The sequence below is a fragment of the Glycomyces harbinensis genome (assembly GCF_900101745.1).
In the GTDB taxonomy this organism is placed as follows: domain Bacteria; phylum Actinomycetota; class Actinomycetes; order Mycobacteriales; family Micromonosporaceae; genus Glycomyces; species Glycomyces harbinensis.
In genome coordinates this window covers 56,232-71,298 of sequence record NZ_FNAD01000006.1, presented here as the reverse complement: position 1 = coordinate 71,298, position 15,067 = coordinate 56,232, and the positions used below count along the sequence as shown (strand labels likewise).

General features: G+C 68.9%; 16 protein-coding genes. All 16 read right to left on the bottom strand.

What is annotated here, in order from left to right:
- Window positions 1-2: 2 nt before the first annotated feature.
- The 16 genes from gap to BLQ63_RS11740 all read right to left on the bottom strand — a co-directional run bounded on the left by gap (window position 3) and on the right by BLQ63_RS11740 (window position 15,064).
- Window positions 3-998, bottom strand: coding sequence for a type I glyceraldehyde-3-phosphate dehydrogenase (gap, locus tag BLQ63_RS11815; protein ID WP_091034203.1), 996 nt, complete (start codon window positions 996-998; stop codon window positions 3-5).
- A 282-nt stretch (window positions 999-1,280) separates the two neighbouring features.
- Entirely contained in the window at window positions 1,281-2,267 is a 987-nt protein-coding gene (gene whiA, locus BLQ63_RS11810) for a DNA-binding protein WhiA (protein ID WP_091034198.1), read from the bottom strand.
- Between the two features lie 3 nt (window positions 2,268-2,270).
- Window positions 2,271-3,188, bottom strand: a complete 918-nt coding sequence (locus BLQ63_RS11805; RefSeq protein ID WP_091034197.1) for a gluconeogenesis factor YvcK family protein — start codon at window positions 3,186-3,188, stop codon at window positions 2,271-2,273.
- A 196-nt stretch (window positions 3,189-3,384) separates the two neighbouring features.
- Window positions 3,385-4,284 carry an RNase adapter RapZ gene (gene rapZ, locus BLQ63_RS11800; protein WP_091034194.1) on the bottom strand — a complete coding sequence of 300 codons (900 nt, stop codon included), beginning with the start codon at window positions 4,282-4,284 and terminating at the stop codon, window positions 3,385-3,387.
- Window positions 4,285-4,377: 93 nt separating this feature from the next.
- Window positions 4,378-6,261: an excinuclease ABC subunit UvrC gene (gene uvrC / locus BLQ63_RS11795; RefSeq protein ID WP_091034189.1), complete on the bottom strand. Its 1,884-nt coding sequence runs from the start codon at window positions 6,259-6,261 to the stop codon at window positions 4,378-4,380.
- A 36-nt stretch (window positions 6,262-6,297) separates the two neighbouring features.
- A complete protein-coding gene (locus BLQ63_RS11790; protein WP_218125216.1) occupies window positions 6,298-7,230 on the bottom strand; it encodes a serine protein kinase RIO in 933 nt (310 codons plus the stop codon).
- 234 nt (window positions 7,231-7,464) lie between these two features.
- Window positions 7,465-8,271, bottom strand: a complete 807-nt coding sequence (locus BLQ63_RS11785; RefSeq protein ID WP_091034185.1) for an ABC transporter permease — start codon at window positions 8,269-8,271, stop codon at window positions 7,465-7,467.
- Window positions 8,261-9,049: an ABC transporter permease gene (locus tag BLQ63_RS11780; protein ID WP_091034180.1), complete on the bottom strand. Its 789-nt coding sequence runs from the start codon at window positions 9,047-9,049 to the stop codon at window positions 8,261-8,263. The genes BLQ63_RS11785 and BLQ63_RS11780 overlap by 11 nt, the downstream gene beginning before the upstream one ends.
- Before the next feature lie 2 nt (window positions 9,050-9,051).
- Window positions 9,052-9,873, bottom strand: coding sequence for an ABC transporter permease (locus BLQ63_RS11775; RefSeq protein ID WP_091034175.1), 822 nt, complete (start codon window positions 9,871-9,873; stop codon window positions 9,052-9,054).
- Window positions 9,866-10,663 (bottom strand): ABC transporter permease, encoded by a 798-nt coding sequence (locus tag BLQ63_RS11770; RefSeq protein ID WP_091034172.1) that lies wholly within the window; start codon window positions 10,661-10,663, stop codon window positions 9,866-9,868. Before BLQ63_RS11770 ends, BLQ63_RS11775 begins: the two co-directional genes overlap by 8 nt.
- Before the next feature lie 31 nt (window positions 10,664-10,694).
- Entirely contained in the window at window positions 10,695-11,693 is a 999-nt protein-coding gene (locus BLQ63_RS11765) for an ABC transporter ATP-binding protein (RefSeq protein ID WP_091034168.1), read from the bottom strand.
- A 51-nt stretch (window positions 11,694-11,744) separates the two neighbouring features.
- A complete protein-coding gene (locus BLQ63_RS11760; RefSeq protein ID WP_091034165.1) occupies window positions 11,745-12,713 on the bottom strand; it encodes a hypothetical protein in 969 nt (322 codons plus the stop codon).
- Window positions 12,710-13,180, bottom strand: a complete 471-nt coding sequence (locus tag BLQ63_RS11755; protein WP_143014854.1) for a hypothetical protein — start codon at window positions 13,178-13,180, stop codon at window positions 12,710-12,712. The genes BLQ63_RS11760 and BLQ63_RS11755 overlap by 4 nt, the downstream gene beginning before the upstream one ends.
- Before the next feature lie 55 nt (window positions 13,181-13,235).
- Entirely contained in the window at window positions 13,236-14,159 is a 924-nt protein-coding gene (locus tag BLQ63_RS11750) for a hypothetical protein (RefSeq protein WP_091034154.1), read from the bottom strand.
- On the bottom strand, window positions 14,156-14,572 hold the full coding sequence (locus BLQ63_RS11745) for a hypothetical protein (RefSeq protein ID WP_091034150.1): 417 nt from the start codon (window positions 14,570-14,572) through the stop codon (window positions 14,156-14,158). The genes BLQ63_RS11750 and BLQ63_RS11745 overlap by 4 nt, the downstream gene beginning before the upstream one ends.
- Window positions 14,573-14,665: 93 nt before the next feature.
- Window positions 14,666-15,064 carry a thiol-disulfide oxidoreductase DCC family protein gene (locus tag BLQ63_RS11740; RefSeq protein WP_091034146.1) on the bottom strand — a complete coding sequence of 133 codons (399 nt, stop codon included), beginning with the start codon at window positions 15,062-15,064 and terminating at the stop codon, window positions 14,666-14,668.
- Window positions 15,065-15,067 lie beyond the last annotated feature (3 nt).

Here is a 15,067-nt window from a genome sequence, read left to right as displayed (position 1 = left end):
TCTTAGCCGACCAGTTCGACGAGGCTGACGAGGCGGTTCGAGAAGCCCCACTCGTTGTCGTACCAGCCGAAGACCTTGACCTGGTTGCCGATGACCTTGGTCAGGAGGCCGTCGATGATGCACGAGTGCGGGTCGGTCTCGATGTCCTTGGAGACGATCGGGTCCTCGGTGTAGGCCAGGATGCCCTTGAGCGGGCCCTCGGCGGCGGCCTTGAACGCGGCGTTGACCTCTTCGGCGGTGACCTCGCGGGAGGCCTCGAAGGTGAGGTCGGTGATCGAGCCGGTCGCGATCGGGACGCGCAGCGAGTAGCCGTCGAGCTTGCCGTTGAGCTCGGGCAGCACCACGCCGACGGCCTTGGCGGCACCGGTCGTGGTGGGCACGACGTTCAGGCCGGCGGCGCGGGCGCGGCGCGGGTCCTTGTGCGGGCCGTCCTGCAGGTTCTGGTCCTGCGTGTAGGCGTGGATGGTGGTCATGAGGCCCTTTTCGATGCCGACGGCTTCGTTGAGGACCTTGGCCATCGGCGCCAGGCAGTTGGTGGTGCAGGACGCGTTCGAGATGATGTGGTGCTTCGAACCGTCGTACTTGTCGTGGTTGACGCCCATGACGACGGTGAGGTCCTCGTTCTTCGCCGGAGCGGAGATGATGACCTTCTTGACGGTCTCGCCGAGGTGCGCGGCGGCCTTGGTGCCGTCGGTGAAGAAGCCGGTGGACTCGATGACGACGTCCGCGCCGACCTCGGCCCACGGGATGTTGCCGGGGTCGCGCTCGCTGAAGGCCTTGATGGTCTTGCCGTTGACGGTGATCTCGTCGGCACCGACCTTGACCTCGTACGGCAGGCGGCCGAGGATCGAGTCGTATTTCAGGAGGTTCGCAATGGTGTCGACGTCGCCGAGGTCGTTGAAGGCAACGATTTCGATATCGGCACCGGAGGCGAGAACCGCCCGGAAGAAGTTGCGCCCAATGCGGCCGAAGCCGTTGACGCCAACGCGGATGGTCACGTGGCCATCTCCTCGCTTGAACAGGATCGGATATCTGACTGAGACCGGAGGCGGTCTCGCACGCGATCCGTTCATCCGAAGAGCGACGGTGGAACAGATCGCTGTTCGGCCTCGTCGCCGAGCACTCCTTGACCCTACCGCTCCGGTTCTCGGACCATTCGCGGCTGGCTCCCCCCGATCATGTCACACCCGGAACAAGGGTGTGACATCGCGGTTAAGCCTAACCCTTGGGAGCTCGCCTTTCGCGCGCACCGCGCCCGGGGTCCGCCCTGGTGGGGGCCTTTATCCGACGAGTGCCTCTTCTTCGGCGACGACGTCGTCGGGACCGGGCACGCCGTTCTCGTGGGCGCGCTTGGTGGCCATGTTTATGAGGCGCCTTATGCGCCCGGCGATCGCGTCCTTGGTGAGCGGCGGGTCGGCGAGCGCGCCGAGTTCCTCGAGGGAGGCCTGGCGGTGGTCGAGGCGCAGGCGCCCGGCGGAGGCGAGGTGCTCGGGGACGTCGTCGGCGAGGACTTCGAGGGCGCGGGTGACCTTCGCGGCGGCGGCCACGGCCGCGCGCGCGGAGCGGCGCAGGTTGGCGTCGTCGAAGTTCGCGAGGCGGTTGGCGGTGGCGCGGACTTCGCGGCGCACGCGGCGCTCTTCCCAGGTGAGGACCGAGGAGTGGGCGCCGAGGCGGGTGAGGAGCTCGCCGATGGCGTCGCCGTCGCGGATGACGACGCGGTCGACGCCGCGCACGTCGCGGGACTTGGCGCTGATGCCGAGGCGGCGGGCCGCGCCGACGAGGGCGAGCGCGGACTCCGGGCCCGGGCAGGTGACCTCGAGGGACGAGGAGCGGCCGGGCTCGGTGAGCGAGCCGCGGGCGAGGAAGGCCCCGCGCCAGGCGGCCTCGGCGCAGCACGGGTAGGCGCCGACGACGTGGTTGGGCAGGCCCCGGACGGGGTAGCCGCGCTGGTCGGTGAGGCCGATCTGCTTGGAGAACGCCTGGCCGTCGGCCATGACGCGCAGCAGGTAGTGGTTGTTGCGGCGCAGGCCCGCGGCCACGAGGACGTGGACCTCGGACTCGTAGTTGTAGAGGTCGACGATCATGCGCTTGGCGCGGCGGGCGACGTTCCCCGCGTCGACCTCGGCCTCGACGACGACGTTCCCCTGGCCGACGAGGTGGAGGCCTCCCGCGAAGCGGAAGAGCGCACCGAGCTCGGCGCGCTGACAGCAGGACTTGGTCACCTCGATACGACTGAGCTCGTCCTTGACCTCCGAGGTCATCGCCATTCGTTAACCACCATCTTCGACCAGCAGGTTTCCCAATACGGCCGCCAGCGCGGCGACGTCGTGCGTGACGCCGTCGGCGGCGAGGTCGGCCGCGATCAACTCGGCCTCCAACGATTGTGCCGCACTGTTCAACGATTCGGGATCGTCGAGGGTTCGGGCGTCGCCCGAGACGACGTAGTGAAACCGGACACCTTCGGCGTAACGGCGCAGCGTGTCGACGTGTCCGGCGAGGGTGAGGCCGTCGGTCTCCTTCTCCTCGGAGAGGTTGAGGACGACGATGCGGCGGGCCTTGGCGGCGCCGATGGCCTCGCGCAGGTCCGGCAGGAGCAGGTGCGGGATGACGCTGGTGTACCAGGAGCCGGGGCCGAAGACGTGCCAGTCGGCCTCGGCGACGGCGTCGAGGGTCTCGGGGCAGGCGATGGCGTCGGCCGGGAGCAGTCTGACGTCGCGGACGCTGCCGTCGGCGACGGCGACGTCGTGCTGCCCGACGATGGTGCGGATGCCCGAGCCTTCGGCGAGGTCGGCCTCGATGTCGAGCGGGGTGCGGGACATGGGGAGGATGCGGGCGCGGGAGTCGAGGAGGCGCCCGGCGACGTCGAGGGCTTCGACGGGGTTGGCGTGGCGCTCCAGGAGCGCGGTGAGGACGACGTTGCCGACGGGGTGGCCGGTGAGGAAGTCCTCGCCGCCGAAGCGGTGCGAGAACAGTTGGGCCGCTTCGATCTTCGCGGGGTCGGCGGTGGCGACGAGGGCTTTGCGGAGGTCGCCGGGCGGCAGGACCGGGCGGGTGGCGCGGATGTCCCCCGAGGAGCCGCCGTCGTCGGCGACGGTGACCACGGCCGTCAGGTCGATGTCGAGCCGGGAGAGGGCGCGCAGCGAGGCGGAGAGTCCCCGCCCCCCGCCGAACGCGACGACTTTGAGCATCAGCGGTTACCTCGGAATCAGGGTGCTGGGGGTTCGGGGCGGCGGCCGGGCTCGATGATCGCGCGTCGTTCGAGGAGGTCGGGGCCCTCCCCGGGTGCCTCCGGCCAGGCCGGTCCCTTCCCTGCGCTGCCCGCGGGTCCCGGTCCGGCCCTGCGGGGCCGGGGCGGTCCGCCGAGGCGGCGCGGCGCGGGGGCGGTCACTCGTTCCCCCGGTCGCGGTGGTGGGTGTTGGCCGGGAACCCGGCGGCGTTGAGCCGCTTGGCCAGCTCCTCGGCGATGGCGACGGAGCGGTGCTTGCCGCCGGTGCAGCCGATGGCGATCGTCATGTATCGCTTGCCTTCCCGTTCGAACCCTTGAGTGGTGCCGAGCAGCAGGGTGGCGTAGGCGTCGACGAAGTCCTCGGCGCCGTCCTGGCCGAGGACGTAGTCGGAGACGTCCCGGTCGGTTCCGGTGTGCTCGCGCAAGGCGGGAACCCAGTACGGGTTGGGAAGGAATCGTACGTCAGCGACGTAATCGGCGTCGCGCGGGATGCCGTACTTGAACCCGAATGACAGGCAGGTGAACTGGAGTCCCGGCGAGGACGGCGCGAGGAAGGCGTCCTCGACGCGGGCCCGCAGCTGGTTCTCGTTCAGGTGCGTGGTGTCGAAGAGGGTGTCGGCCGAGCCGCGCGCGGGCTCCAGGAGGATCCGCTCGGCGGCGATGCCGTCCGCGAGCATCCCGTCCCCTTGGAGGGGATGGGCGCGGCGGACCTTCTCGAAGCGGCGGATGATGACGTCGTCGTCCGCGTCGACGAACACCAGGTGCGGTTTGAAGCCGCCCTTGCGGAGGTCTTCCAGGACGCCCACGAGGTCGGTCATGAACGCGCGCGAGCGCACGTCGAGGACCATCGCGGTGCGCCGTACTTCCTCGCCGCCGGCCGCGGCCAGTTCGGCGGCCTGGCTGACCAGGGATTCGGGAAGATTGTCGATCACGTAGTAGCCGACGTTCTCCAGAGCGCGGGCCACCGTAGAGCGCCCGCCTCCGGAGATGCCGGTGACGATCACGAGGTCCAATTCGCTGCGGTCGCTCGAACCCGCATGCACAGCTGCCACACCCATAAGTCCAGTATCCCCGAAATCGATCCTGCTGCCGTGGTGACACGGCATCGGCGTACCCGCCGAGCTGACAAGCGTATAGGTACCAGCCGCGTCTCAAGCGGCGTTGTCATCGGGATTACGCAGATGTGTCTGCAAGGCCTCGGCCAGTTTCGGTCCGATACCGGGCACGGCTTCCAATTCGGACAGTTCGGCTTCGCGGATGCGCTTGACCGAGCCGAACTGCTTGATGAGCGCCTTGCGCTTGGACTCGCCGAGACCGGGCACGTCGTCGAGGGCCGAGGCCGACATCGACTTGCGGCGCCGGGTGCGGTGCAGGGAGATCGCGAATCGGTGGGCCTCGTCGCGGACGCGCTGCATGAGGTACAGGGCCTCGGAGGTGCGCGAGAGGATGACCGGGTACTCCTCGCCGGGGAGCCAGATCTCCTCCAGGCGCTTGGCGAGGCCGGCGAGGTTGATGGAGTCGATGCCGAGTTCGGCGAAGACCGCGTCGGCGGCGGCGACCTGGGGCTGGCCGCCGTCGACCACCAGGAGCTGCGGCGGGTAGTGGAAGCCGCGCCTGGGTTCCTCGCCCTCCTCCATGGGGGAGCCGACGGGCTGGTCGCCGAGCTTGGAGAGCCTGCGGCGCAACGTCTCCTGGAGCGAGGCGAGGTCGTCCTTGCGTTCGCCCTTGATGACGAAGCGGCGGTACTCGCTCTTGCGGGGCAGGCCGTCCTCGAAGACGACCATGGACGCGACCACGGCCTCCCCCTGGGACTGGGAGACGTCGTAGCATTCGATCCGCAGCGGCGCCTCGGGCAGGTCGAGGGCGTCGGCGAGCTCCTCGAGGGCCTTGGACCGGGCGGTGAGGTCGCCGGCCCGCTTGAGCTTGTGCCGCTGGAGGTTCTGCAGGGCGTTCTTCTCGACGGTCTCGGCCAGCGCGCGCTTGTCGCCGCGGCGGGGGACGCGCAGGTCGACCTTGGCGCCGCGGCGCTCGGAGAGCAGCTCGGCGAGGGCTTCGGCGTCGTCGGGCAGGGCCGGGACGAGGACTTCGCGGGGCACGACCTCGTTCTGCTCGCCGTAGAACTGGAGGCAGAAGCGCTCCACGATCCCGGCGAGGTCGACCGGTTCGGCCTTGTCGATGACCCAGCCGCGCTGGCCGCGGATGCGGCCGCCGCGGACGTGGAAGACCTGCACGGCGGCTTCGAGCTCGTCGTCGGCCACGGCCATGACGTCGCAGTCGACGTCTTCGGCGAGGACGACGACCTGCTGTTCGAGGACCTTGTCGAGGGCGCCGAGGTCGTCGCGGAGGCGGGCGGCCCGCTCGAATTCGAGGGCCGCGGAGGCCTCCTGCATCTCGTTGATGAGGCGCCGGCGGACGGGGGCGGTGTCGCCGGCCATGAAGCTGCAGAAGCCGTTGACGAGTTTGCGGTACTCCTCGGCGGTGATGCGCCCGACGCACGGGGCCGAGCACTTGCCGATGTCGGCGAGCAGGTTCGGGCGCCCGATCCGGTTGCAGCGCTTGTATTCGGAGTCGGAGCAGGTGCGGATCGGGAAGACGCGGGTGAGGAGGTCGAGGGTCTGGCGGATGGCCCAGGGCGAGCCGAAGGGCCCGAAGTAGCGCACGCCTTTGCGGCGGTTGCCGCGCATGACCTGGGCGCGGGGGAACTCCTCCCCCACGGTGACCGCGAGCCAGGGGTAGGACTTGTCGTCCTTGAACATGACGTTGAAGCGCGGGTCGTACTCCTTGATCCAGGTCCACTCCAGTTGGAGGGCCTCGACCTCGGTGGCGACGACGGTCCACTCGACGCTGCGGGCGGTGTTGACCATGCGGCGGGTGCGCTCGTGCAGGCGCGTCTCGTCCGCGAAGTAGGAATTGAGGCGGTTGCGGAGGTTCTTCGCCTTGCCGACGTAGATCACCCGCCGGTCGCGGTCCCGGAATCGGTAGACGCCCGGTTCGGTCGGAATGGTGCCGGGAGCGGGACGGTAGTCAACTGCCACACGGCAAGGCTATATCCCGCCCCCGACACTCCGGTATCACGGCTTGGCCGCGATGGCCCGCAACTCGAGCTGGAGGTCGTCGACGTCCTGGCGCGGGATGCCGCGCGCGCAGAACCACGACCCGAGGTTCTCGACGTCCCTGGTCAGGAAGTCGAGGCCCAGCGGGTTCGCGTAGATGTCGACGATCTGCGGGAGGTCGAGGACGACCAGGCGGCCGTCGTGGACGACCGTGTTGTACGGCGAGAGGTCGCCGTGGGCGAATCCCAGCTCGGTCATGCGCCGCAGCGCCTCGGAGGCCTGCTCCCACAGGCTCTCCAGTTCGACCTCGTCGGGTCTGGTCTCGGCCAGGCGCGGTGCGGCGGTGCGGCCGTGCCCGATGAACTCCATGACGACCTCGGTACCGAGGATCTGCACGGGGTAGGGCACGGGGACGCCCGCGGTGTAGAGGCGCTTGAGCGCGTCGAACTCGCTGGCGGCCCAGCGTCCCGCGGCCTGCTCGAGGCCGAAGGTGGTGCGCTTGGCCATGGCGCGGGCGTCGCGCGAGCGCTTGGCGCCGCGTCCGGCCGTGTAGTCGCCGGCGCGGTTGAACTGGGTGTGCTCGGCGCTGCGGTAGCGCTTGGAGGCGAGGATGACGGCGACCTCGGTGTCGGGGACGGCCCGTTCGATGAGGAAGACGTCGGCTTCCTTGCCGGTCTTGAGGACGCCGAGTTCGTAGTCGACGGCGCCGTGGTCGGTGATGACCCAGGCGGGCAGCGGTTCCGGGCCGCGCTGGAGCGGCTCGGAGTCGTGCCAGATGGTCCAGCGGTCCCCGGCCGGAGGCCGGTCGTCGTTGGGCATCTCGTCGAACTCGGTGCGCATCTCCTCGAACCGGGCTTGGTCCTCGGCCGAGAAGACTTCGTCGTCGTCGAAATCGCGGCGGCGGCGCTTGGTGGACTGGAATGACTCAGTGGTCTGGGGCTTGCGTGGCAAGGTAACGGGCTCCTGTGGAGTACACCGCGGCACGCTACTGGGTTTACGGCACCAGTGTCAGATCGCGCCTGCGGAAGGTGAACTGAGTTTCGAGGCAAGGTCGAGAACAGTGACAGCCATCAGTAACACCTCCATTCGCAAGCGTCCCGGGTGGAATGCTCCGGGCAACAGCGATGACTTTAGCGAAGCCTCCCCGGGGGGCGCAAGTCTTTTTTCGCGGTGTTCCACGCCACTTCAGTTGCCGGCGGAATCGTAGGCGCGCACGCCCGCCCGGAAGACCCACACGGCGGCCAGTGCGCACGCGGCGGCGGCCAGCGGCGGGCCGATGAGCCACCACGCGTCGAGCCGGCCGGTGAGGATCTGGGCGGGGACGAAGCTCGCGAACGCCAGCGGCAGGCCGAAGGTGAGGACCAGGCGGACCCCGATCGGGAAGATCGTCAGCGGGAAGCGCATGGCCTCGTTCTGGAGTTCGGTCAGCATGAACGCGATGACGGGGGTGCGGCCCTTCATCCAGAAGTTCGCGGCGTTCGCGATGGTCAGCAGCGCCGCCTGGATGATCGAGGCGCACACGAGCAGGAAGAGGCCGACCGGGATCGCGGCGAGGCCCAGGCCCGCGCCGGTCCAGCCGATCGCGATCATCACCAGGCCGAGGGTCATCTCGCCGAAGACCTGCATGCCGAGGTGCTTCGACGCGACCTGGACGAGGACGGGCGCGGGCCTGGTGAGCCGGTAGTCCATGTCGCCTTCGACGATCATCTTGCCGGTGTCCCAGATGCCGTCCCAGAACAGGGCCGTGGAGGACCAGGAGGTCGCGAGGAAGCCCGCGAGGACGAGCATCTCGTGGTAGCCCCAGCCGTCGATGGCGTTGACGTTGGCGAACAGGATGCTCAGGAACGCGAACAGGACGACCTGCCAGAGCGTCCCGGCGATCGACATGATCCAGAAGTCGGCCGGGTACTCGGCCATCGAGCGCAGGTAGGCGCCGATCGAGCGGCGGTAGACGGCGCCGGCGTGGCGCATCCGCGCGGTGTCAGCCGCCATGGACGGTCACCTTCTTCACGAGCTGGTTCCAGATGAGGCGGCCGCCGAGCCACAGGCCGAGGGCCCAGACCGCTTCGGCGGCGATGAGGCCGAGCCCGCCGAGGGCGTCGACGCGGCCGAGGTAGATCGACGCGGGCGTGGTGGTGAAGTGGACGAACGGGAGGCTCCACGCGACGCCCTGGAGCCACACGGGCATGAGGGCGATCGGGACCATCATCCCGGAGAAGAACGCCAGGAAGCAGTCCCTGGCCCACTGGATGCCCAGGTAGCGCTGCGTCACGAAGCAGGCGAGGACCGACAGGTAGTTGATGCCGAACGCCAGCGGGAAGATGAACAGCAGGCTGAGGACGGTCAGGGCCGCGGCGAGCGGCGAGGCGGGCGGCGCGGGCCGGAAGATCAGGACCGCCGCGACCGTGCCGAGGACCGCGGCGGGCACCGAGGCGGCCATGCCGCCGATGTACTCGGCGGCGCGGGCGCGCTGGAAGTCGATCGGCTTGGTCAGGTCGACCGCGACGAGCCCGTCGAGGATGCGGTTGGCCATCTCCCAGTCCGCGCCGGCCCAGGCGAGGGTCGAGGTCAGGAAGCCGATGATGAGGTAGGCCTTCATGGACTGCCAGTCGTAGCCGCCCAGCTCGCCGTCGCCGATGAGGTTGCTCCAGACGGCGAGGCCGGCCAGGAGCGACCAGCCGCCGAACAGGACCGAGAAGAGCCAGGTCGTCTTGTAGGCGATCTTGCGCTTGAACGAGATGGTCGCGAGCGCGACGTCGATGCTTGCCAAGGTCAGTGTCCCGAGGAGTCGTAGGAGCGCAGGCCGAGCCGGTATATGCCGACCGCCGCGAGGACGGACGCGACGGCGGCGAGCGGGGTGCCGATGAGCCACCAGGCCGACAGGTGCCCGGTGAGGACGGCGACGGGCACGAAGTTGACGAAGGCGACCGGGACGACGAACATGGTCACGATCCGCACGCCGGCCGGGAAGAGCCCCAGCGGGAGGTTCATCGCGCTGTTCTGGAGGTCGATGAGCATGAACGCGAAGGGCGACATGGGGCCCTTGATCCAGAAGTTCACCGCGCAGAACACGGTGATGAGCGCGCCCTCGATGACGATGGCGCAGAGGATGCCGAGGATGCCCACGGGGACGGCGGCGAGGCCCAGGCCGGCGCCGATCCAGCCGAAGACGACCATGACGAGCCCGAAGCCGACCTCGCCGAAGCCCTGCATCCCGATGTGGGTGGTCGCGACCTGGACGACCACCGGCGCGGGACGGGTGATCCGGTAGTCGATCTCGCCCTTGAGGATCATTCCGCCGGTGCTCCACACGCCGTCGCACAACAGGGCGGTCGAGCCGGCGGCCACGGACAGGAGCCCGGCGAGCATGACCATCTCGTGGTAGTCCCACCCGGCGACGTCGGGGACCGCGGCGAACAGGACCGTCAGGAACGCGAGCTGGAGGACGTTCCACATCACGCCCGCGGAGGCCATGACCCAGAAGTCGGCCGGGTACTCGGTGATGGCGCGGATCTGGGCGACGAGCGAGCGCCCGTAGACGCCGCCCACGTGCCGCGCGGTCAGGGACCTGCCGGGCGTCGAGGTGTCAGCCACCGTGCACCGTCACTTTCTTGACCGCCTGGCGGAACACGAGCCGGCCGCCGAACCACAGCCCGAGGGCCCAGGCCGCCTCGGCCGCGAGGAGGCCCAGCGCTCCGGCGGTGTCGACGCGGCCGAGGTAGATGGCGGCGGGCGTGGTCGTGAAGTGCGGGAACGGCAGGGCCCAGGCGACGGCCTGGAGCCAGGAGGGCATGAACGCCAGGGGGATCATCATCCCGGAGAAGAAGCCGAGCAGGGCCTCGCGCAGCCACATGACGCCGATGTACCGCTTGGTCCAGAAGCACACCAGGACCGTGAGGTAGGTGATGCCGAAGGCGAGCGGGAAGATCAGGACGAAGCTGACGGCGGTGAGGACCCCGGCGAGGGCCGAGGCCGGGCCGGGCGGGTCGAAGAGCAGCCAGGCGCCGACGACGCCGACGATCACGGTGGGGACGGTGGAGATCATGGAGCCGATGTACTCGGCGGCGCGGGCCCGCTGGAAGTCGACGGGCTTGGTCAGGTCGATCGCGATGTGGCCGTCGAGGATGCGGTCGGCGATGTGCCAGTCCGCGGCGCCGAAGACCACGGTCGCGGTGATGAACCCGATGATGATGTAGGCGCGCATCGACTCCCAGTCGTAGCCCGACAGCGCGCCGTCGGCGAGCAGGTTGCGCCACATCGCCATCGAGACGAGCATGGCGCCGCCGCCGAGGACCAGGGCGACCATCCACTGGATCTTGTACGCCAGGCGGCGTTTGAACGCGACGGTCGCGAAGGCGCGGTCCACCGCGAAGCCCTGCGTCAAGTGGTCACCCCGATCGGGGGTACGCGGGAGGTCACTTGGTGAGCTCCCCCGCGTAGAGGCGGCGGATGACGTCCTCGATGCTCGGCTCGGAGAGCGAGAGGTCCCTGGGGCGCAGGTGGCCGGTGACGTCGGCGAGGACTTCGGCGGTGGTGAAGCGCGCCGACTCGTAGGTCACCTTGACCTCCGAGGGGGCGTCGCCGGCGGCCCAGGCGTAGTCGGGGAACTTCTCGCTCAGCTCGGGGAGGTCGGCCGGGCCGTCGAGGATGAGGTGCACGGCCTTGGTCGTGATGTAGTGGGCCTTGAGTTCGGTGATCGGGCCGTCGTAGGCGATGGCGCCCTTGTCGATCACCACGATCCGCTCGCAGACCTCCTCGATGTCGGCGAGGTCGTGGCTGGTCAGCAGCAGCGTGGTGCCGTCGTCGACGAGCTCGCGCAGGAACGCCCGGAGGCGGTCCTTGACGGAGATGTCCAGTCCGATGGTCGGCTCGTCGAGGTAGACCATCTTGGGGTCGTGGATGAGCGCGCAGGCCAGGTCGGCCCGCATCCGCTGGCCGAGGGAGAGCGTGCGGGCCAGCGCCGGCATGAACTCGCCGAGGTCGAGGAGTTCGTCGAACTTCGCGATGCGCCGCTTGTAGTCGGCTTCGGAGACGCCGTACATGTGCTTGAGGAGCTTCAGGGACTCCTCCACCGGCAGGTCCCACCACAGCTGGGTGCGCTGGCCGAAGAGCACGCCGATGTCGTGGGCGTTGGCGATGCGCTCGGTGTGCGGGTCGCGGCCCATCACCCGTACGGTGCCCTCGGAGGGCTTGAGGATGCCGGTGAGGAGCTTGACGGTGGTGGACTTGCCGGCGCCGTTGGGCCCGACGTAGGCCACCGACTCGCCCGCGTCGACCGAGAGGTCGATCCCGTCGACCGCGGTGTAGTTCTTGTATCTGCGCTGCGCGAGGTGTTTGACGGCGCCCTTGAACCCCGAGGCCTTGTCAGGCCTGCGGAAGGTCTTGGTGAGGGATCGGGCTTCGAGAATCGGCATCCTTCAACCGTAGGAAAATCGAGTGGGAGCGGGCCACTCGTTTTCCGCGGTTCAGGACGCCGGTTCGGCCTCCCGGGCGGGTTCGGCGGGGGGTCCTTGGGCCGGTACGGCCTTGCGGGCCTGGAGCTTTCGCCGGATCAGGCCGGGCAGGCGGGGCAGATTGCGAATCAGGTCACGTGGCCGGATTCGTTCCAGCGGCAGGAAGCAGGCCATGGCGACCATATGGGGCAGGAAGCTGATCCCGACGGCGAGGAACACCGTCAGGTGGAACAGGTAGAAGAACGCCACGATGCCGTACTTGAACCGTTTGGCCGCGACGAACATGACGATGGGACTGAGCAGTTCGAAGGTGACCATGCCCCATTGGGAGGCGCGCAGCATCCACGGGAAGTCCAGCAGCCAGTTCGAGAACTCGGTGCCGCGGCGGATGATCGCCCAGGTCATGGTCGCCGAGTTGACCCATTCGAAGCCGCCGTAGCGGAACTTGGCCCAGGCGGCGAAGAAGTAGGTGCAGACCACGCCGATCTGGACGAGGTTGAAGCCCCAGCCGACGTGCTCGGAGAGGTTGCGGCGGTCGCCCCACCTGGCCTTCGGCATGGTCGGCAGCAGGAACAGCAGGAGGAGGAACCCGAACTTGCCGTGGTCGACCTTCCCGTAGGACATCGCGATGATCATCCACTCGAAGTAGGCGACCGCGACGATCCAGCCGAAGAGCCGCGGGGCCTTGCCGAGCATCATCGGGATGGAGGCCGCGAGCATGACCAGCAGCGTGCCGACGACGATCCAGTAGCCGGGGACGGGGAAGACCGGCAGGACGCGGGCGATGAACAGCGGCTGGTACAGCTCCCCGGGGACGTGGCGGTGCCCCAGGATCCACGGCATGTACCACCACCAGTCGACCCAGATGAAGGCGCCGGCGAGGAAGCGCATGGCGGCGACGCGGCCGAGCGCGACGGGCTGGAAGAACCAGCCGGTGGCCTTGCGGGCGCTGATCTTCTGAAAACCGCGAAGCTGCGTCACGCGTCGGTTCCTTCGCGGGTCCAGGAAGCCTCGACGACCTCGATCACTTCGCCGGTCTGGTAGCCGTCCTCGAGCTCGTACCGGCGCTCGATGATCTCGACGGTGACGATCTCGGGCTTGTCGGGGTTGGTGTTCTCGTAGGCCTCGGCGATGTACTCCAGGAGCGAGGGGTCCTCGATGAAGCGGCTCTTCTGGCCTTCGAGTTCGGCGCGGCGGAAGCCCGTGGTGGACTCCCTGAGGCTGAACCGCTCGCCCTCCTCGTTGACCGCTTCGACGCGGGTCGAGCCGGCCCAGCCGTCGAGCTCCTTCGAGAACGAGTACATCTTGAAGGGCGCGAAGGGGAAGAAGTCGTCGGCGCCCCAGAAGGTGGTGGCGGTGACGAGGGCGAGCACGACCGCGGTGACGGCGATGCGCACGGCCTTCCCGACAGGGCGGACCGTGGAGAGGCGGGGTTCGTCGACTGGCACGGCAAGAGTATTTCACGTGCCCGCCACCGGCCGGGGCGGCGGACGACGGCGGGGCTCAGCCGGTGGTCTCCATTTCGGCCGCGGGCTCGGGTGCGCCGCGCCGCGGCGTGTCCTTGCCGCCCTTGAGCTTCGCCCGGGCCCTGCGGGCGAGGTCCTTGGGGTCGATCCGCTCCAGCGGCAGGAAGCAGGCCATGGCGAACAGGTGCGGCAGGAAGCTGATGGTCAGTGCGGCGAAGACCGCGACGTGGAAGGCGTAGAAGAACGCGACGATCGAGTACTGGATCCGCTTCCAGGGGTAGACGAAGAGCACCAGCGGTGTCAGCAGCTCGAAGGCGATCATGCCCCACTGGGCCGCGTTGAGCAGCAGCGGGAAGTCGAGCATCCAGTCCGAGAAGGGCGTGCCGCGGCGGATGATCGCCCAGGTGAAGACCCCGGAGTTGGCCCATTCGAGGCCGCCGTAGCGGAACTTGGACCAGGTCGAGAGGAAGTACGTGCAGACCACGGCGATCTGGACGAGGTTGAAGCCCCACCCGACCCGCGGGGACAGGTGCTCGCGGTCGCCCCACCTGGCCTCGGGCATCATGCAGAGCACGAGCAGGAGCACCATGAAGCCGAAGCTCGCGTGGTCGACCTTCCCGTACGAGTTGTAGATGAGCATCCACTCGAAGTAGGCGATGAAGAGGATCCAGCCGAACAGGCGCGGGCGGTATCCGAACATCACCGGCAGGGCGGCGGCGAGCATGACGACGAGGGTGCCGGTGACGATCCAGTAGTTCGGGGCCGGGATCGGCAGGATCCGGCCGATGAACAGGGGCTGGTACAGGTCCTCGGGCAGGAAGCGGTGCTGGATGATGAACGGCTTGTAGGCCCACCATTCGATCCAGACGAAAAGTCCGGCGAGGAAGCGCATGGCGGCGACGCGGCCGAGGGCCACGGGCGTGAAGAAGAAGCCGTTCGCGTAGCGGGTGAAGACGCTCATGAGTCCGCCCCTTCGCTCCAGGAGACCGCGATCTCGTTGGTCTCGGCGCCGGTCCGCTCGCCGTCCTTGAGCTCGTAGCGCCTGATGTGGACTTCGGCGGCGACGATCTCGGGGGAGCCGGGGTGGGCGTCCTCGTAGGCCTCGGCGACGAGGGCCAGCAGCGACGGGTCCTCGCGGAACCGGCTCAGCTGGCCTTCGAGTTCGGCGCGGCGGAAGCCCGTGTCGTTGTCGCCGATGGCGAAGCTCTCGCCCTCGGCGTTCGTCAGGACGAGGCTGGTGCTGTTCGCCCAGCCGTCGGGGTCGTGCGCGTGGGAGTACATCTTGAACGGCGCGAACGGGAAGAGGTCGTCGACGCCCCACAGCGAGGTCGCCATGAGGGCGATCGTCATCGCGAGCGTCGCGGCGATCCGCACGATCTTTCCTCGGCGCGTCAGAGGGGGTTCAGCAGCGTCCTTCAGCACCGCACGAGTATGTCATGCAGGGCCGTACCCTCACGAAACGGACTCTCATCCCCCGTATCGGAGTCGGTCCCGCTCGGCCTGCGGGAGCGAGCAGGCGGCCGTGCCGCCGGGGAGGCGGTGGCGGTTGCGGGCGACGAGCCGGTACACCGGCCAGGCGGCCTTGGAGACGAGCTTGAGCGACAGGAGCCCGCCGACGGGCCTCCAGTACCACTGGGCGCGGCGCAGCAGGACACTGATCGCGTCGGGACCGGCCCTGAGGAAGTTGACCTCGATCCACAGGACGGCCTCCTCGGCCTGGGCCTGGCTCACGCCGAGGGCGTCGAGGTCGGCCCACTGCCAGGGCATGACCTTCGCGGTGGTGCGGACGTGCTTCTCCAGGAACTGGGCCGACTTGGTGCAGAAGGCGCAGTCGCCGTCGTAGAGGAAGGTGTGGGCGTGGCTCATATG

Coding starts and splice junctions, on each gene's coding strand:
- BLQ63_RS11750 (WP_091034154.1), bottom strand. CDS start 14,159: ATGAGCGTCTTCACCCGCTACGCGAACGGCTTCTTCTTCACGCCCGTG.
- rapZ (WP_091034194.1), bottom strand. CDS start 4,284: ATGGGTGTGGCAGCTGTGCATGCGGGTTCGAGCGACCGCAGCGAATTG.
- BLQ63_RS11805 (WP_091034197.1), bottom strand. CDS start 3,188: ATGCTCAAAGTCGTCGCGTTCGGCGGGGGGCGGGGACTCTCCGCCTCG.
- BLQ63_RS11740 (WP_091034146.1), bottom strand. CDS start 15,064: ATGAGCCACGCCCACACCTTCCTCTACGACGGCGACTGCGCCTTCTGC.
- whiA (WP_091034198.1), bottom strand. CDS start 2,267: ATGGCGATGACCTCGGAGGTCAAGGACGAGCTCAGTCGTATCGAGGTG.
- BLQ63_RS11785 (WP_091034185.1), bottom strand. CDS start 8,271: ATGGCGGCTGACACCGCGCGGATGCGCCACGCCGGCGCCGTCTACCGC.
- BLQ63_RS11765 (WP_091034168.1), bottom strand. CDS start 11,693: ATGCCGATTCTCGAAGCCCGATCCCTCACCAAGACCTTCCGCAGGCCT.